We start from the raw sequence: 17,782 nt of genomic DNA, 5'->3' as shown, positions 1-17,782 counted from the left end.
CCTGTCTATACGACAGCCTCTACGTTCAATGGCGCTGATCATAAAGGATTCCCATCCTGATTCATTGGGAAACGCCGTCACAAGGCAGATAACCGGTTTCGGTGGAGATCGCCGCCTCTATCTTGAAGATCTGCGCACCCATTTGCCGATCGCCGCCATAGATGAGCCGATTCAATTTAGCCGTTCACACAGACGGCTGGCCGACGCTGCAGCCAAAGACCTGCGGCGGCTACTGGAAGTCAACGCTGCCTTACACCTAAGGGAATTCAAACATCTAAAGTTATTTTACGGCACCAAAGAGATCAGACGGCTGCTGGACCGCACCCTTGATCTGGCACGCATCGCCACTGAACGGGCTGAATATATGCTGAAAGACGAAGGGGCGAAACGCCTCAGGAGACTCTTTATCGAACTCGTATGCGACTATGGGCGCATCAGTGGGTTACACATACAGTCACAAAAGATCGACGCCTATCTCAAACGGTTTCAGAATTTTGAGACTGCGATGGTGCATGAATTCACCAATCGCCGGCTAATACGATTTGCTCGCGCATCGACCTTCTGGCGCTCGTTGCGACTCCGCCTCTCGCGACGTAATAAAACAGGCGACAGACAGGGTAAAAACGGCTAAAGAGACAAACCGCCCGCCCGCCCCATGCCGGCGTAAGAAAGAAAAACACAATATCCATGCAACCTGGTACAAATTTTGCTTAATTCCATTAAAGAAGATTGAATTCTAGCGAGGTACGCATGGATAAATACGAGCTGCAAAATGGGTTCGAATGGGACGACAAGGTCATTTTGATCACGGGTGGAACGGGTTCATTTGGAAAGGCCTTTGTAAAAAAACTGCTCTCCGAATACCACCCAAGGGCAATAAGGATATACAGCCGCGACGAACTAAAGCAGTTTCATATCCAACAGGAAATAAACGACACGAGACTTCGCTTTTTCATAGGCGATGTGCGGGACAAGGAGCGCCTTATCAAGGCCGCGCGGAATGCGGATGTGATCGTCCATGCCGCCGCCATGAAACAGGTGCCGGCATGTGAATACAACCCGTTCGAGGCGGTCAAGACCAATATAATCGGCGCAACCAACGTAATTGATGCAGCCCTTGAAAACGCAGTGCCCCGCGTAATCGCCCTGAGCACGGACAAGGCCGTATATCCGGTAAACCTCTATGGGGCCACAAAGCTCTGCTCAGACAAGCTCTTTATCCACTCAAACGTCTATGCAGGCGAGAGACCAACCCGCTTCGCCTGCGTCCGATACGGCAATGTCCTTGGCTCAAGGGGGAGCGTCATACCTGTTTTTATGCGTCAAAAAGAAAACGGCTACGTAACGATTACAGACCCACGGATGACACGCTTCTGGCTCACCCTTGACCAGGCTGTAAACCTCGTGACGAAGGCCCTTGCGCTCATGGATGGTGGCGAGATATTCATACCCAAGATACCTAGCATGAAGATAACAGATCTGGCCGAGGCCATTGCCCCTGGATGCGAGCAACGGATTACAGGGATACGCCCAGGGGAGAAGCTCCATGAGGTCCTGATAAACGAAGACGAAGGCAGACATACCTTCAAATTTAACGATATATTTATCGTATATCCAAACGGCGGAACCAAAAAGGGTAAACCGGTACGAGAAAATTTTATGTACACGAGCGATACAAACGACCTATGGCTTACAGTCGAAGAGCTCAGGTCTCTTCTGCAGCAGGAAGGCAGCCTTTGAGCAGGAAATTTCTTCCATACGGCAGGCATTTCATCACGGAAGAAGACATAGAGGCGGTCTCCAGGGTCCTGCGCTCTGACTGGCTGACGCAAGGGCCGGAGGTGAGCGCCTTTGAAGAGGCCCTGTGTAGACTCACCGGCGCAAGATATGCAGTGGCCGTGTCAAACGGCACTGCGGCCCTGTATCTTGCCTGCCGGGCGCTCGATATAAAAGAAGGTGACCTGGGAATTACAACGCCGCTTTCCTTCGTGGCATCGGCAAACTGCATGGCCATTTGTGGCGCAAGGGTGGATTTCGTTGATATCGAAATGGGCGCATACTGCATGGACCCCGAGGCCCTGGAGAGGTTCTGCCTTAAATCCGGACCGCCAAAGGTCGTGGTCGCGGTGGATTTTGCAGGCATACCGGCCGCTCTCCCGACCATTTGGGACCTGGCAGGGCGCTTTGGTTTTCATGTGATTGAAGATGCGGCCCATGCCATCGGCTCCAGATACCTCTGCGATGAAAGATGGATCAACTGCGGGGAGTGCATCCACTCCGACCTTGCGATATTCTCCTTTCACCCTGTAAAGACCATAACCTGCGGCGAGGGCGGGGTCGTGCTTACAAATGACGATGGCCTGGCCGAACGTGTGAAGATGCTTGCAACACACGGGATAGAAAGAAGGCATGAAAATTTTGTTACGGACATCCCCAGGATGCCCTGGGCCTACGAGATGCAGGAGCTCTCTTTGAACTTCCGCCTGAGCGACATCCATGCCGCGCTCGGGCTGAGTCAGATAAAAAGGCTCCCTGGTATCAAGCAGAAGAGACAGGAAATTTTTGCATTTTATAACAGTGCATTGAGGGATCTCGAGTCAAAGGGATTGGTTAAACTCCCAACATGGCAAGAAAGACATGACCCCTGCCCGCATCTCTACGTCCTGCTCCTTACAAAGACCTCTCCCATTGACAGGGATGACCTCTATTTAAGGCTGAAGGATATATCCATTGGCTGCCAGGTTCACTACTGGCCCATACACCTTCAGCCCTACTATGCCATGGAATACGACTACGGCCCTTCAAAGGCCCCGAACGCCCTTGAATTCGCCCGAAACGCCCTGAGTCTCCCACTCTTCCCTTCCATGGATCAGGGTGATATGGAAAGGGTTGTTCAGACAATCCATGAGATAATGGAGTAGAGAAGATATGAAAGAGCCAACGATGATCATTGCCGTGATCCCTGCCCGCGGCGGCAGTAAACGCATCCCGCGCAAAAACATCAAGGACTTCTGCGGCAGACCCATGATCGCCTGGTCGATTGAGGCGGCGAAGGCATCCGGATTGTTCGACCATATCATTGTGACAACGGATGACGCAGAGATCGCCGAGGTTGCAAAGACATGGGGCGCTGAAGTGCCTTTTATACGGCCTGCAGAACTCGCCGATGACTATGTAGGTACGGGGGCCGTCGTCAAACATGCCGTCGAATGGTTCGCTGAACACGTAGGGATGCCGGGGTTCGTTTGCACCATCTACGCCACGGCGCCGTTCATACGGTCGTCCGATATATGTAAGGGGCTGGATATGTTATTATCCAGCGGCAGCGAACAGGCATTTACCGTAACCACATTCCCGTCTCCCATACAACGGGCCCTCAGGATTACATCAAGCGGTAGGGTAACAATGTTTCATCCAGAGAATTATCAGGCCCGATCGCAGGATTTGGAGCCGGCCTATCACGACGCAGGCCAGTTTTATTGGGCTAGAAGTACCTCGATCTTAAATTCACCATCAGGCTTTCCTGAGGACGCAATACCGATAATTCTTCCGAGATACAGGGTGCAGGATATTGACACACTTGAAGACTGGCAAAGAGCGGAACTTATTTTTAAGGCATTGCAACTATCAGAGGAAGAAAAATATGAGGGGAATAACAATCGGTGACACAGCCATCGGGGCCGACCATCCTACTTTCATTATTGCAGAGATCGGAACCAACCACGGCGGCAGTCTTGAGCGGGCTAAAGGGCTGATCAATGCCTGTGCCGAAGCCGGAGCGGATGCCGTCAAATTCCAATCTTGGACGGCGGAACTACTTAATAATGTCAAAGAGGTCGGTACAGATGGACGATTGATGGATTCCAAGGCAATTCCGATTTTAAGAAAATATGAGCTCCCTAATGAATGGCACGTCGAACTAGCGGCATACTGCAACTCATTGAATATCCATTTTCTTTCCACGCCATTTGATCTGAAACATGCGCGTCTGCTTCGGGATATCGGGGTACCCGCGATAAAGATTTCTTCATCGGATCTTGTCTATGACGAATTGCTTGAAGAGATATCGACATATTCGCTTCCCGTCTTGCTTTCCGTAGGCATGGCAAATCTTGGCGAAATCGAACATGCACTGGAGTGTCTCGGGCCAGCTCGTGACAGAACTGTACTGCTGCACTGTATTGCAGCCTATCCCCCGATCTATAAAGATGTCAATTTGCGTGCTATCCACACTTTGAGAAAGGCATTTGGTCTCCCTGTCGGTTTTTCAGACCATCTTCCAGGTCATGAAATGGTTCTGGCGGCGACAGCCTTGGGGGCATGTGTCATCGAAAAACATGTAACATTTTCCAGAGAAGACGATACGCCGGATAGTTTTTTTGCATTGACAGTCAATGAGTTGGCATTGATGGTCCAAGCCGTTCGTCGTCTGGAGGCGGCTATGGGAGACGGGCAAAAACGTTGCATGCCGAGTGAAAAGGAGGGCTTGACAGGCGGCCGTCGCTGCATATTCGCCGCACGCGATCTAAAAGCAGGTATGACTTTGACACGCGATGACCTTGCTGTCGTCCGTCCAAATATCGGAGAAATCAAGCCTCGCCATTTGAAGATGCTCATTGGCCGGATACTTCGAGTTGATGTATCTCAAGGCGCCCCATTGGCTTGGCGTCACCTTGACTGGTGACTGAATATATTATCTTATATCTTACAAAATCCGACAATAACTTATAAAAATGTACTGAATGAAAATTCTAATTCAAACTGAAGGATCATCTCAACTCGGACATGGACATATCATGCGAAGTTTCTATTTGGCCCAGGCCGCTCGAAGTAGGGGGCTTGATGTCTACTTTCAAGCGCTCAACCAATATACGGCAGAAATTCTCTATGGTCTAGGCGAGACGACCGTCCTTCAATCATTAGCAAACAACTTCGATACACCTATAGTTATAATCGATACACCAAGAACGATTCCTGTGAGCATTGTCAGGAAGCTTCATGCACGCTCGGCCTTTGTATTAATGATAGATGTCTTGACCGAGGCGCGGATGGAGGCAGATATGGTATGCGATGCCATGATGACACAGCAGCGCGCCAAAAAACTACAGCATTCTAATAAGACTAAATATCTCTATGGCCTCAAATATGCCTGTCTTGACGAGCAATTCAGGCAATATCATGCAATGCCAATACAGACTAATCGAGATAGGCCGAAACTACTTGTCGCCTTTGGAGGCGGCGATATGTTACACAGCAATATCAAATTTCTTACAGCGCTAAGCAAACTGGGTTTTCGAGGACCTGCAGAGATCATCATAGGCCGAGAGTCGAACAATAATGACGAACTCCATTCCATTATTGCTGAATGGCTAGACAGCAAAATTGTATGCGGAGCACGGGACATGGCCAGAAGAATGGCAGACGCCGATTTAGTTGTAACCAAACTCGGCTTGACCCAACTGGAGGCCTTTTGTGTAGGGCGTGATTGTGTCGTCATAGAGCCAACCCAAGCACATTTGGATTTACAGCAAGCACTGCAAGAAGAATACAATAATTGGCCTGTTTGCGAATGTGGATTGGCGGTCGACGACGATACATTTGATATTGCTGCAAGGGAGACAATAGATAGATTGCTGAATCAAAAACAGAGAATAGAGAAAGGACGACTGGCCTGCCAATTAGTGGATGGCAAGGGTGCGGAACGCATTATTGAGGCCTTGCTTCAAGGACTTAGTGACCGAGTGAATTCCAAGAAAGGCAATAACGATGGTTGAAAAAGTAGATTGCCCTGTATGCGGTAGTAATCAAGCAACTGAAATATGGTCCCATGTCAGCGGGATCGCCGATGGAGTTTGCCTAAACTGCGGACATGCCTATCTTACCCGGCAAAAAACTGAAAAAGAAATTATTGCGAGCTACAAAAATTTCAGACAGGCTTATCCCGAAGCATACTTAGCAGATACAAAAAATGACCTGTTTGAACAAGCCCGTTGGCGTTATGAATTCTTGGCGCAAAATATACCCACTGCCGAGGCCATAAACAGCGTTTTGGAGGTCGGATGTGCATACGGCCATTTTCTTTCTCTGTTTTCGCCAAAGGTGATCCGCGCAGGAATAGAGCCATCAATGGATCAAGCTGCTTTTGCAAAGAAGCATTTCAACCTCTCGGAGATTATCAACAGTCCATATGAATTGATAGATAAAAAACCAAAAGAATGGCCAGGGCATGGTTTTGACCTCTTTTGTTCTTATCATGTCATAGAACATGTCAAGAATCCTAGCCGCTTGCTTGCTTTTGCGCGTCGGATGTTAAAACCAAATGGCTATATATGCCTTGCTGCACCAAACCTGTTTGCTCTTTCTCCTGATATTATAGAATATTTCTTTTTGTTTAAGAATTGGCATCTTAATATATTTAGTCCTTCATCACTTTCTAGACTTCTTGCCCAATTTGGCTTCGAGACCCTTCACTGGGAAGTTGAGCCACCGACCACAATGCTTCGCAACAGCTTCATAGTATTGGCACGCAAACAGACTATAAGTCCGGTGCAATTTGTTTCATCCATAAACATCCAAGACTCGGTACAGGCACTGGCCGATTTTCATAACATACTGGATCGATGCATTCATTCTATCAGGCAAGCATTTGACGAATGGCATCACCAAGGATTGACCATCTACATCTACGGTGCAGGCATACATACTACTGCACTATTGGAGCTAAGTGATATAGAAAGAAAATATATCAAATTCATCATTGATGATGACCCAAAAAAATGGGGACTGGAAATAAACGATATCCAAGTAATCAACCTGGATAATGCCTTATCGCGCAAGCCTGATGTTATTCTGGTATCTTCACTGGCGTCGGAAGAAATCATTTTACAAAAACTGGGACAATGCCTAAGAACCGGTATTAAACTTGTAGGTGTATATCGTGATCTAGCACCACACTTGAAGTGAATAAAAAATGGGAGTGGATATGAAGCAATTTAGTGGCCATGATTACGTGATCATCGTCGGTGCAAGTGATCTGGTTATGCCAGCCTATCGTTTAGCCCGTAACAATTTAGGGTTAGGCATTATCGCATTCGATTATAACTCCAATGCCCCTGGGATGAAATATGCCGATGTCGCTATACCAGTGAGTACTAAAGATATGGCAGCAGCTGTTTCTTATGCTCAAGATCTCGCTAAACGATATAGAATCAAAGGTGTTTTTACCTGTGGCGCAGATGTTGAAATCACTGTAGCTGCTATCGCAAAAGCGCTTTCGCTCCCCGGCATTCCGTTAGATGTAGCTAGACGTTGCAATGACAAACTCATGATGCATCGCCATTTAGACACCTTGGGGTTTACGGACAAGGCCCGCTATTGTATTGTCCAAACTAAGAAAGAGGCCATGCGATCAGCGCCAATTATCGGCTTTCCTTGTGTCATTAAGCCGCTTGACAATTGTGCATCGAGGGGCGTCCAGCGTGTCGATGCACCAGATCTCTTGCCTGAGGCTTATGATCTAGCTGCCTCTTTCAATACCTCAAAAGATGGCAGGGTGCTGATAGAGGAATGTTTACAGGGAACAAAACATACTATCGAAATGATCGCTTGGCATGGGCAGTGGCACCTGCTTTCTATTATCGATACCCATTACATATCTCCAAGATGGCCATGCGAGACAGGTTTAAATACCACGCAACAGCCCCTGGCCACGCAAAAAAAGATGTTTATGTTCGCTTCAAACGTCGCCCGACTCATCGGCATCGATTTCAATGCACACAAGGTGGACGTCAACATTGCTCCAGACGGGTCGATCAAACTCATTGAGTTGACTGCGCGTCTGTCTGGCGGCTTTCATTGCCAGTATGCCTCGCCGCTGGCCTTCGGCAGCAATGACATCCTTGCCGCTTTAAAGCTGGCGGTCGGTATGCCCCTTGATGTGGGGGATATTCGGCATAAGTACGAAAAGGGTTCCGCTGTGCGTGCTGTCTTTCCAAAACCTGGCAAGGTTGTGGCCATCAACGGGGTAGAGGAGGCCAAGGCCTCGCCTGGGGTGGCCGAGGTCTTCGTCTGGTGCAAGGTTGGCGACCATGTTGGGCCTTACCTGAATTCAGCAGATCGTCCGGCCTTTGTCATCGCAAGCGGCGAGACGACCGAGGAGGCGATTGCAAACGCCGAACGCGGCGTCGACTTACTGAATATCCAAACCATATGACAGGAAGAAATATGGAGCCTTACACGGTATTGGTGCAGGCCGGTCCAGAAGAAATTTTATATGCATCCAGTCCAGAGGATTTGAATCTTGCGCAATTGAGGAAATGGCCTCACATTAATCAAATATTGATCATGCTTCCCGAACTCGAAGGGGTGGATAAGGCTGTCGAAAAGCTCAACACTTGGGGTTTTCAGAGTTTTGTCGGGGATCCGTATAATGTCTGTCGTAGGACTTGTGCTGCGCAGCAATGTGTTGGAGGAGAGAAATTTGCAGTACGGGTACTCGCCATTTGGCAACATTTGGATCTTTCATATATCGACAGGATGGTGCACTGCATACGTCAAAACAAATGTGACGCTGTGCTGGCGCCACGCGATTTCGATGTAACATTTGCAGCCGATGTGTCAACCTTAAGTGCCTTGGAGAAGATTGGTTCCTTATCTGGCGATTCTCAAGAGGCGATGCGCGCGAAGTTCAACCCTTGGGGATATATGGACATGCACCCTGATGAATTCAGTTTGGAGTACCTGGAGCCCGCTCCAGTTTATATTGCAGCGCAACGCGAAGAACTGCTGGCGACCCGCCGCTGTCATCCGGAAAACGAATTTTTCGGGCGTGATTACGCAGGCTCGCGATATCATTTTTTAGCCCCTATGATACCGCCGGGATTACGCATACTTGATATCGCCTGCGGTGCCGGAACAGGCAGCCATCTATTAAGTCAAAAGGCCGAATTCGTTCTTGGGGTGGATTATCTCGAGGCATATGTGAATAAGGCACGATCCAGATTCTCTGAAAACGATCGGCTGGCGTTTATGGTAGGGGACGGGCAGACCTTTGATTTTGAAGGACGCAAGGCCTGGTTCGATATGGTGATCTCCCTCCATACCCTGGAGCATGTCCCAAATGACCGGCTAATGCTGGCAAATCTTTTTAGAAACTTAAAGCCCGGCGGGGTCCTTGTTGCAGAAGTCCCTTTACTGATGCCGCGGCCGCTTGGGGTACCCATCAACCCGTATCATCTGCGTGAATATAATCATCGGGATTTTTTAGATATGCTACGTGCCGCCGGTTTTGAAATTGAGCGTATCTGGGGGGTTTGCCGCGGCTTCTATGGGACAGTGGAACATGCCCGCGATGCCATTCATGTTCATACACGAAAACCAATCTCCTGATATGATCGTTGAACCGTTATATCTCTTCTCCTTCTTCCATCTCAATCTCGCCTTCTCCTCCATCGAGGAAGAGCAACGCCCCGAGGTAATCAACCGCTGCTATTGGCCCTTGCTGCGCCTTGTCCGCGAGCAGCGCCTGCCGATGGGAATCGAAGTCTCTGGATACACGCTGGAGACAATCAAGGCCCTCGACCCGGCATGGATAGAAGAACTACGCCGCCTCTGCCGCGAAGGCCTGACGGAATTCATTGGCAGCGGCTACGTCCAGATTATCGGACCGCTGGTTCCGGCGGCGGTCAACCGCGCCAATCAGCGCATCGGCCTACAGGTCTATGAAGGCATCCTCGGCCTTCGCCCTCAGCTGGCACTCGTAAACGAACAGGCCTATTCCGCAGGAATTGTGTCGATATATAAAGAGACCGGCTATCAAGCCATAATCATGGAGTGGGACAATCCCGCGAGCAGCCACCCTGAATGGAATCCCGAATGGCGTTATCTCCCCCAACTTGCCTGTGGGTCGGAAGGCACGACCTTGCCGGTGATCTGGAACAAGTCGATTGCATTCCAAAAATTTCAGCGTTATGCCCACGGCGAGATAGAATTGCCTGAATATATTGAATTTCTCAATCAAAAACGAGGCGTTGGCGAGCGGACCCTTGCCATTTATGGCAATGATGCCGAGATATTCGATTTCCGGCCCGGACGTTTCTGTACTGAGGCGGTCATTGGGGATGAGAGCGAGTGGACGCGTATTTCTCGCCTCTTCGAGGCGATCAAGACTGATGGCGGCTTTACCATGATCAGGCCCAGTCAGGTGATCGACTTCCTCGGCCACCCCGGCGCCGGCCACCGCCTGCGCCTCGAATCAGCGGAACAACCTGTGCCCGTAAAAAAACAGGCCAAGTACAACCTCATGCGCTGGGCCTTGGCCGGACGTGATAGCCTTGGACTTAATACCTCATGCTGGCGGTTGTTCGAGGCGCTCGCAGCCTGTTCCGACCCGGCGGAGAGCGATTGGAAGGAGCTGTGCTACCTGTGGAGTAGCGATTTCCGTACCCATATTACAGCCAAACGCTGGCAGGGGGTACAGCAACGCCTGGCCGCCATGCAGCAACGCCTTTTGCCCACAGTCCCTAAAGTGGCCGTCCATCGCGGCCCGGCAAGCCCTGATGCCTTCCGTGTGCGGCAGGAAGGCGCCTTTCTTGAGATCGAAACCAGGCACCAGCGGTTACGCCTCAACCTGTATCGGGGTCTGGCGGTGGACGGCTGGTGGGACAAGACCATATCAGACAAACCACTTATAAGAACGCTCCCTCATGGCTATTTCGATGATATCCATTACGGCGCCGACTTCTATACCGGTCATTTTGTGCTCGAATTACCGGGTCAACCCAAACTTACTGACCTTTCGGCCGTTGATCCGCACTGGGAAATAACAAATGGGCAACTTGTGGTACATGCTGAGATCACAACCAGCCTTGGGCCTGTATGCAAAGAGATCACCATTAATGCCGATCAGCCGAAACTTGGAATCGCATATCATTTCTATTGGCCACGCTGCCCTAACGGCACCTTGCGATTGGGCCATATTACCCTCAATCCGGAACTTTTTGCACGTGACTCCCTTTTCTTCAGCACCCACAACGGCGGAGATGCGACAGAAACCTTCTTTATCCATGACAAGCCGATAAACCACCTTGCCCCTGTGTCCGCTCTGGTGTCAGCCAGCCATGGGCTTGGAGTAACTTCAGGGATTGTGATAGTGGGTGATGCGACACACCGTCTAATAGTAGAGGTGGACAAAACCGCATCCGCCGTCACCGGCCATATCCTATACGCCCCGGTAGATGATCATTACCTATATCGTCTGATCTTTTCGGCAATGGAGATGGATGACACCTCTTGTCATGTGCAAACCCGCAGCTGCTTTAAAAACAGAGAGGTAAGCCTGTGCCTTAGAAGTTCTGGCTCCATGACCACCAATTCCAGGTCCTGAGTGAGCAAGCTGTTTTTGATTCAGATTCCATGGGAGCAGGGCATTTAAGATCTTCCGAGCCCCTTATTGCATGTAAACAGGCGATTCAAAAAAGAGTCTCGTAAAAAGTTATTATATATAACGGCTAAGTAAAAATCGTCAAATGCAAGGCGCGCAAACCCTGAGGAGCGAGGCGTACTTCCTGTCACCGCAGTGACGAAGGATGCAGCGCAATACAGCGGTCGACGACCCTTTGCGACGCCATCAAGAAGTGCTGAGAAAAATTATATTGGGGTCTCTAAATTAGCCTTTATGCCGGGGACAATGCTGGATCTTTTTTCATCTTTTGCACGGCAGCCTCATATGCAGCCTTTGCGGCCTCAAGCCTGCCCAGTGCCATGTAGCAATCCCCAAGCTTTTTAAAACCATCGGCGGAGTCCTTGAAGACCAGAAGATACTGCTCAAAGGCCGAAATCGCATCCTCATAGTTATTTAAAGACATAAGGAGGTCGCCGAGCTCTTCCCATAAGATGGCGGCATTACCGTCAAACACGACCGCCTTTTTTAAAAACCCTATACCCTCGTCAAATCTCCCGGCTTCAAGACAGACTCTGGCTGCAAAGGAGAGCCTGTCCGCCGACCCTTCACAATAAGAAATATCCCTTTCAAGCCTAACGGCTGCGTTTTTAAGATCGTTTTTAAGGTAACTAAGCCTTGCACATAAATAATAAAAACCAGCAAGGCCTTCATCTTCAAACAAAGACCACGCCTCGAGCAATGCCTCCGCCTTCTGAACCTCACCGTTATTAATAGACCTCTCAATACGTAAGGCATAATCAGGCCATGCGCGGCTAATCATCTCTCCTACAGCCCGTCTTTCTCCCTTCAGCGCACCCTTTATCCTGAAAAGCCACTTGGCGAGAAGGCCCGGGAAGACCTCACCCCACCTGAAATAACTCCCGTCCGAGACGCGGTCTTCTTTTTGCAACAATGAGATCCAAGGTTCAGCCGCATCCTTCTTCATCCTGCTTATCTCACCGGCGAGCCTTTGATCAATGGAAACAGCTCTATCCCAATATTCATTGGCACCATCCATATCAAGTAACCCAGCCAGGGCGAGACCCATAAAGGCATTTGCATAAGCACTTTCAGGATATGAAGAAATATATGTCTCAGCAAGCCCCTTAAGCAATATAAAGTCTCCAGAATCTTTATATAATTCCGCGAGTTCTGTAAACATCGTCTCAGAAGGCCTGACGCCGAAGGCCTTCTTAAGGCGCTCTTCGCCAGCCAACCGATGGATGAGACCGTTCAAGACGGCGCTATATTTAATAAATGCCTCTCTCCTAACCGATTCAACCCATTCTATCCTCTCGATCTCAGCTCTTAACCAGAGAAGGTAGCCTTCATCGTTTCTAAGGGCCGTGTTTTTAGCAATCCTGACGTCGTTATCTTTGAGCACCCCATAGGTCAACTCCGACACCTGATCGTGAAGGCCCTTACAGGCATCAATTTCTTTTGTGATGGCATCAAACCTTTTGACCTCGGCGGACAAATCGGACGGAAGGTCCTCAATGGACCCGGCGTCCACGCCAAACCGCCTGAGCTCATCGATACCCCTTAAAACTCGGGCGGCAATCCGGGAACCCCTGTCGATCTTCTTCAAGATCTCTTTTATAATTGAAACGGTCTTCTGGACCTGATCGACAAACCTCGCCGGCCTCCACATCTTCTCTCTCTGCACCGCCTCATCAAGCAACGCCCCGGCGTCAAAAGGCTCTGTCATATATAAATTGACCACCTCGGACAAGGGCATAGACGTTGTCCCCTTGATATCCGCACCCCTTGCGGTTGCATTTATAAACAATCCCTTGTGTCCCCTGATGATCTCTTCAAACTGCGTCTTCATGCTTAAAAAAGCCCTGTCTGTAGGTACCTTTGAACCGTCAACAGCATCTGTATAGAGGATCTCTCTGCCTTTAGGCAACCCTGTCCCCTGAAATACCGTGCCCCTTGCATGATCAGAACCGCCAGGCGATGTATAAGCAAGGTCCTGACCGACAAAGATCATTGGATCGGCGCCCATGTGTATAGCAAGGCCAAGCGAAAGATGCGCCACTGACAACATAGGAGGCATGAAATATCTCACGCCAAGGAGCCTTGTCAGCCATAGTTGAGGCAGGTCTTCCTCAAATGTGAGAAATCTATACTTGGCCTGAAACCGCTTTAGTATCATTGGGCAGGCCTTTGGTGGCACAGCAAGCGCAAAAGGCCACGGCCTACAGATATGGTCTGAAAGCTTTTCAAAATTTATCGCCTGCATATCAACCGAGGTCACAAAGTCTGGAACGATACCCGCACCTAAAAGGGTATTCAATGCAGCATCAGCAGTAATCAATACGCACCTGTCTCTGGCGCGCCTGATATCTTCAAGACACAAGTCAAGAGACGGACCAGCCGCGACCAGCAGGGCCGGTCTACCCTTAAACAGGTCTTTCAGAACGTCCGCATTGTGGAGATGGGGGAGCATGGTAATATTGGAGAGACGATTTTTGAAAAACAGCTCGCCGAAGTATATAGTGGTACTGCCCATGGTGTTGATCTTATTGAGCATGGTGTACACATCCGCATCTGTCTGCCCATACAGACCTTTCTTCCAACAAAAACTAGGGGTATGACGCAGGATGTGGGTATCCGAGACAGCCACGTCGCGGCTCAGCTCAATCTCCATGCTCTTAAGGTCTATCACACCCACCTTCATATCAACCTTTTTTGAAAAGATGAGGTCGGTGAGATCGCTTGCCATCAAAGCAGTCATAAATATGTCAATGGACGGCTCAATAATCACTATCTTGGCGAGATGGGGCCGCTCCCTTAAGACTATGAGCGGGCCATATCCAAGTCCCATGCCGATGAACACCGCAACACCGGTAGAGGCTGGCGGCACGGTCTGTAGATGCACCGCCGCATCTCTCATAGGGTCGTCCATGCCGTAGGCAAGGAGGGTACCTGATGGGAGATCATACTTTAAGGTCAAGACACCCGTCTTCCCTTGCACGAGCTCTCCTGGTGGCATATAATTATGTAATTTTACTAAGTTATAAAGCTTGGGAAAGACCTGTTCCAAGGCCTTGAGGTTTAATTCAAACGTTTTATTCATATCACCCCCTGATCCAATTCATCCTCCCTAGCCGAAGGAATAGGCCATCAAAGACTTTCACTTATCTTATTATTGATTTATAATTTTATTTAATTTTGATGACGTCGCAGAAAGTCGCCAAATGCTGCGCTACAGCCTTCGTCACTGCGGCGCACAGGAAGTACGCCTCATTCCTCAGGATCTGCGCGTCTTGCATTTGACGATTTTTACTTAGCCATAGTATATAACGACTTTTTACAAGATCATCAATTTTAATAATACAAAAAGCTTTTATTTGCTGAACAAGAAGATATCTATTATGAAAATCGAAGAGAACACCGTAGTACAAATAAATTATTCATTAAGCTTAAGGAATGGTGAGCTACCTGAACGTCTAAAGCGGCCGTTTACCGCCAAATTCATCTATGGTAGAGAGAGGATACCGGCGGCACTTGAATCTGCCCTCGCTGGCCATGAAGAAGGAGACGAATTTGAGGTTACGATACCACACGAACAGGCCTACGGACCATATAATCCAGATCTCGTAAGTGAGATAGACATCTCAAATATAAACCATCCGGAGAAATTGAGAGAGGGAGCATATTACGAAGAAACAGGGCATGACGGCAAACGGTTCGGCTTTACCGTAAAAGAAATCCGCAAGGACTCGGTGATTGCAGATTTCAACCATCCGGCGGCTGGAAAAGACATGATGATGAAGGTGACTGTAACCGAGGCACGTCCTGCGTCATACATGGAACTCATCGCCGCCATGGGTCCGTCCATGCCGAAAGGAAAGGGCTGAGCATGCTAAAGACGGCCCGTGAGGCTGTCAGATCCCCCATCCTGGACACGGTCAGGGAGACAATAACAAGACACAGGCTCTTTGAACCAGGGGCCAGGATACTTGTAGGGGTATCAGGTGGACCTGATTCTATATGTCTCCTTCACATATTATATCTCCTTAGTGGTACATGGGATATAAAGATCGAGGTTGCACACTTCGACCACAATTTGAGAGGCGAGGAATCAAAAAGGGATGCGCGTTTCGTGGAAGAAATGGCCGGACGTTTCATGCTCCCGTTCCACCTCGGGACGGGAGACGTGAAGGCATATGCGAGACAAAATGCCCTATGCATCCAAGACGCCGCACGGGCGTTGAGATACGGATTTTTTAAACACGTAAGAGAAAAAACAGGTTGCACCTACATAGCTACCGGACACACAGCCGACGATCAGGCCGAAGAGGTTCTTATGCGCCTCTTGAGAGGTTCTGGACTCGCCGGCCTGAGCGGTATTCCGCTGCAGAGACAAGATGGAATCATACGTCCGCTCCTTAAGGTCTCAAAAGAGGGTGTGCTCAGGCATCTTGCAGCCTTCGGCCTCGAGTTTATAAAAGATAGCTCCAACGATAACCCGAAATATCTACGAAACCGAATCCGAAAAGACCTTATACCGTTTCTCGCAATGAAATTCAATCCGGCCATAGTAAATACGTTAAACCGTATGACAAGTCTCCTCTCCGAGGAACACCAGCTCCTTGAAGACATGGCCGCCTCCGCATTCGGTAGGGCCTTGATGTCAAACGGCGGCTGTCATATGGTATTCGATGTCCTAAAATTACGCCTCAGCCAGCACCAATCAGGCGAAGAGTTTATCAATCTGCGCTCAAAAGACTTGAAGGTCTAAACGGCGCCATAAGGAGTATCCACCTCCAAACCATAGACTCAATCGTCATGGGGATCGATCCAGGCGGGAATTGCCCATTGCCCGGAGGTTCAGCAGTGGCCCGACGTTACGACAGGCTTATCTTTACAAAAAAGTCCAGGCCTTGTAAGATGTCACCGCTACCCAATCCTCGACAAAAGTCGGTACTAGTCAACGGCCCAGGGCTTTGGAAGACCCCTTCCGGCAACGGCCTGATAGAGCTGACGATTACGGACTTAAAGGATGCACTCGACAGCCTCAGACGGCATGGATCTGGTAAGACGCCGGCGTTCTTTGTAGATGCCGATACCGTGGCCTTTCCCCTCGAGATCAGGGCAAGAAAACCTGGTGACCGCTTTGTTCCATTCGGCTCAAACCGCCTTGTAAAGCTCAAGGATTTCTTGATCGCAAGAAAAGTGCCTCGCGTATTGAGGGACGACTTGCCGCTTCTCATCTCTAGGTCAGACATAATTGCGGTCGCCGGCGTAGAAATCGCACATCCTTACAGGATCAACGCATCAAGTCGACGGACATTGCGCATAATCTGGCACAGGCATGACCGGTGCAATTTTAACCCCGAAGACTGTTTTACCACGGCATAAGGTCTTAAAACTTAACAGTTGCACAGGGACAACTATCCGGTTTATTTTGTATACGAAAGACCTTTGAAAGATAAAAAACCGCTATTCATACTGACAACGATACCATAATTTATTATTATACTGAATTATATTGTCCAGATGTGGAGGACTGCATTGAATGCATTTTATAAAAACCTAAGTCTCTGGCTGGTCATAGGCCTTGTCATGATATTCCTGTTCAATCTCTTTAACAAACCGCAAGAGCCTGTCAAGGAGATCACATACAGTGATTTTATAAATTACGTTGAAAAAGGCCAGGTCTTAAAGGTATTAATTGAAAATGAAAGGGTAAAAGGCTTTTTCACGAATCAAGTTGCCTTCCGCACGGCTATACCGGCGAACGACCCAGATCTCCTGAAACTCCTTAAGGAAAAAGACGTGGAGATTCAAGTAAGACCTGTAGAGGAGACGCCATGGTATCTTACGCTTCTCATCTCATGGTTTCCGATGCTCCTCTTGATAGGCGTATGGATATTTTTTATGCGGCAGATGCAAAATGGTGGGGGCAGGGCTATGTCGTTCGGAAGGAGTAGGGCCAAACTACTTACAAATCAAAGCATAAAGACCACCTTTGCAGATGTCGCCGGCATAGAAGAGGCCAAAGAAGAGCTTGGAGAGATAGTCTCCTTCCTTAAAGATCCCCAAAAATTTACCCGATTGGGAGGCAGGATCCCCAAAGGCGTATTGCTCGTCGGACCTCCAGGCACAGGAAAGACCCTCCTTGCCAAGGCGATAGCAGGAGAGGCTGGGGTCCCCTTTTTCAGCATAAGCGGATCGGACTTCGTCGAGATGTTCGTGGGTGTAGGCGCATCAAGGGTAAGAGACCTCTTCATCCAGGCCAAAAAAAACGCTCCATGCATCATATTTATTGACGAAATCGACGCCGTAGGCAGGCACAGGGGTGCCGGTCTCGGCGGAGGCCATGACGAGAGG

At 49.2% G+C, this 17,782-nt stretch carries 14 protein-coding genes and 1 pseudogene; 14 read left to right on the top strand and 1 reads right to left on the bottom strand.

The window, feature by feature from the left end; genetic code table 11:
- The 10 genes and pseudogenes from ACP5SG_RS06755 to ACP5SG_RS06710 all read left to right on the top strand — a co-directional run.
- Positions 1-631 (top strand): annotated as a pseudogene (locus ACP5SG_RS06755) (UDP-N-acetylglucosamine--LPS N-acetylglucosamine transferase); the annotation flags it as partial.
- A gap of 119 nt (positions 632-750) precedes the next feature.
- Positions 751-1,740 carry a UDP-N-acetylglucosamine 4,6-dehydratase (inverting) gene (pseB, locus tag ACP5SG_RS06750; RefSeq protein WP_237887624.1) on the top strand — a complete coding sequence of 330 codons (990 nt, stop codon included), beginning with the start codon at positions 751-753 and terminating at the stop codon, positions 1,738-1,740.
- Complete coding sequence (gene pseC / locus ACP5SG_RS06745) at positions 1,737-2,921, top strand: UDP-4-amino-4,6-dideoxy-N-acetyl-beta-L-altrosamine transaminase (RefSeq protein ID WP_237887622.1); 1,185 nt, start codon at positions 1,737-1,739, stop codon at positions 2,919-2,921. The genes pseB and pseC overlap by 4 nt, the downstream gene beginning before the upstream one ends.
- A gap of 22 nt (positions 2,922-2,943) precedes the next feature.
- Positions 2,944-3,666 (top strand): pseudaminic acid cytidylyltransferase, encoded by a 723-nt coding sequence (gene pseF / locus ACP5SG_RS06740; RefSeq protein ID WP_237889877.1) that lies wholly within the window; start codon positions 2,944-2,946, stop codon positions 3,664-3,666.
- Positions 3,644-4,684 carry an N-acetylneuraminate synthase family protein gene (locus ACP5SG_RS06735; protein ID WP_237887620.1) on the top strand — a complete coding sequence of 347 codons (1,041 nt, stop codon included), beginning with the start codon at positions 3,644-3,646 and terminating at the stop codon, positions 4,682-4,684. Before pseF ends, ACP5SG_RS06735 begins: the two co-directional genes overlap by 23 nt.
- A gap of 58 nt (positions 4,685-4,742) precedes the next feature.
- On the top strand, positions 4,743-5,774 hold the full coding sequence (locus ACP5SG_RS06730) for a hypothetical protein (RefSeq protein ID WP_237887618.1): 1,032 nt from the start codon (positions 4,743-4,745) through the stop codon (positions 5,772-5,774).
- Positions 5,767-6,963 carry a class I SAM-dependent methyltransferase gene (locus ACP5SG_RS06725; protein ID WP_428123041.1) on the top strand — a complete coding sequence of 399 codons (1,197 nt, stop codon included), beginning with the start codon at positions 5,767-5,769 and terminating at the stop codon, positions 6,961-6,963. The genes ACP5SG_RS06730 and ACP5SG_RS06725 overlap by 8 nt, the downstream gene beginning before the upstream one ends.
- Before the next feature lie 19 nt (positions 6,964-6,982).
- Complete coding sequence (locus ACP5SG_RS06720; protein WP_237887614.1) at positions 6,983-8,212, top strand: ATP-grasp domain-containing protein; 1,230 nt, start codon at positions 6,983-6,985, stop codon at positions 8,210-8,212.
- Positions 8,213-8,223: 11 nt separating this feature from the next.
- Positions 8,224-9,387 carry a class I SAM-dependent methyltransferase gene (locus ACP5SG_RS06715; RefSeq protein WP_424661085.1) on the top strand — a complete coding sequence of 388 codons (1,164 nt, stop codon included), beginning with the start codon at positions 8,224-8,226 and terminating at the stop codon, positions 9,385-9,387.
- Positions 9,341-11,383: a glycoside hydrolase family 57 gene (locus ACP5SG_RS06710; protein WP_428123038.1), complete on the top strand. Its 2,043-nt coding sequence runs from the start codon at positions 9,341-9,343 to the stop codon at positions 11,381-11,383. Before ACP5SG_RS06715 ends, ACP5SG_RS06710 begins: the two co-directional genes overlap by 47 nt.
- A 289-nt stretch (positions 11,384-11,672) precedes the next feature.
- Here the strand turns inward: ACP5SG_RS06710 and ACP5SG_RS06705 are convergent, their stop codons facing one another.
- Positions 11,673-14,522: a 6-hydroxymethylpterin diphosphokinase MptE-like protein gene (locus ACP5SG_RS06705; protein WP_428123036.1), complete on the bottom strand. Its 2,850-nt coding sequence runs from the start codon at positions 14,520-14,522 to the stop codon at positions 11,673-11,675.
- Between the two features lie 298 nt (positions 14,523-14,820).
- Between ACP5SG_RS06705 and ACP5SG_RS06700 the strand changes: the two genes are divergently transcribed.
- The 4 genes from ACP5SG_RS06700 to ACP5SG_RS06685 form a co-directional block, all read left to right on the top strand.
- Positions 14,821-15,306, top strand: a complete 486-nt coding sequence (locus tag ACP5SG_RS06700; RefSeq protein WP_237887607.1) for an FKBP-type peptidyl-prolyl cis-trans isomerase — start codon at positions 14,821-14,823, stop codon at positions 15,304-15,306.
- Positions 15,307-15,308: 2 nt separating this feature from the next.
- The gene (tilS, locus tag ACP5SG_RS06695) at positions 15,309-16,190 is read left to right on the top strand and encodes a tRNA lysidine(34) synthetase TilS (RefSeq protein ID WP_428123033.1); all 882 of its coding nucleotides are present in this window, start codon (positions 15,309-15,311) and stop codon (positions 16,188-16,190) included.
- 95 nt (positions 16,191-16,285) lie between these two features.
- The gene (tilS, locus tag ACP5SG_RS06690; protein WP_428123031.1) at positions 16,286-16,810 is read left to right on the top strand and encodes a tRNA lysidine(34) synthetase TilS; all 525 of its coding nucleotides are present in this window, start codon (positions 16,286-16,288) and stop codon (positions 16,808-16,810) included.
- A gap of 153 nt (positions 16,811-16,963) precedes the next feature.
- The coding region (locus ACP5SG_RS06685; protein WP_428123046.1) for an ATP-dependent metallopeptidase FtsH/Yme1/Tma family protein at positions 16,964-17,782 on the top strand (819 nt) is incomplete at its 3' end.

It is taken from the genome of Dissulfurimicrobium sp. (assembly GCF_049968175.1).
In the GTDB taxonomy this organism is placed as follows: Bacteria; Desulfobacterota; Dissulfuribacteria; order Dissulfuribacterales; family Sh68; genus Dissulfurimicrobium; species Dissulfurimicrobium hydrothermale.
The sequence above is the reverse complement of the archived record's forward strand: the minus strand, read 5'-3'. Positions and strand labels throughout refer to the sequence as shown.

Excerpts from the sequence above, each read along its gene's own strand:
- ACP5SG_RS06735 (WP_237887620.1), top strand. The coding sequence starts at position 3,644 with ATGAGGGGAATAACAATCGGTGACACAGCCATCGGGGCCGACCATCCT.
- ACP5SG_RS06700 (WP_237887607.1), top strand. The coding sequence starts at position 14,821 with ATGAAAATCGAAGAGAACACCGTAGTACAAATAAATTATTCATTAAGC.
- ACP5SG_RS06730 (WP_237887618.1), top strand. The coding sequence starts at position 4,743 with ATGAAAATTCTAATTCAAACTGAAGGATCATCTCAACTCGGACATGGA.
- pseF (WP_237889877.1), top strand. The coding sequence starts at position 2,944 with ATGATCATTGCCGTGATCCCTGCCCGCGGCGGCAGTAAACGCATCCCG.
- ACP5SG_RS06715 (WP_424661085.1), top strand. The coding sequence starts at position 8,224 with ATGGAGCCTTACACGGTATTGGTGCAGGCCGGTCCAGAAGAAATTTTA.
- tilS (WP_428123033.1), top strand. The coding sequence starts at position 15,309 with ATGCTAAAGACGGCCCGTGAGGCTGTCAGATCCCCCATCCTGGACACG.
- ACP5SG_RS06720 (WP_237887614.1), top strand. The coding sequence starts at position 6,983 with ATGAAGCAATTTAGTGGCCATGATTACGTGATCATCGTCGGTGCAAGT.
- ACP5SG_RS06705 (WP_428123036.1), bottom strand. The coding sequence starts at position 14,522 with ATGAATAAAACGTTTGAATTAAACCTCAAGGCCTTGGAACAGGTCTTT.
- ACP5SG_RS06710 (WP_428123038.1), top strand. The coding sequence starts at position 9,341 with ATGCCCGCGATGCCATTCATGTTCATACACGAAAACCAATCTCCTGAT.
- ACP5SG_RS06725 (WP_428123041.1), top strand. The coding sequence starts at position 5,767 with ATGGTTGAAAAAGTAGATTGCCCTGTATGCGGTAGTAATCAAGCAACT.
- pseB (WP_237887624.1), top strand. The coding sequence starts at position 751 with ATGGATAAATACGAGCTGCAAAATGGGTTCGAATGGGACGACAAGGTC.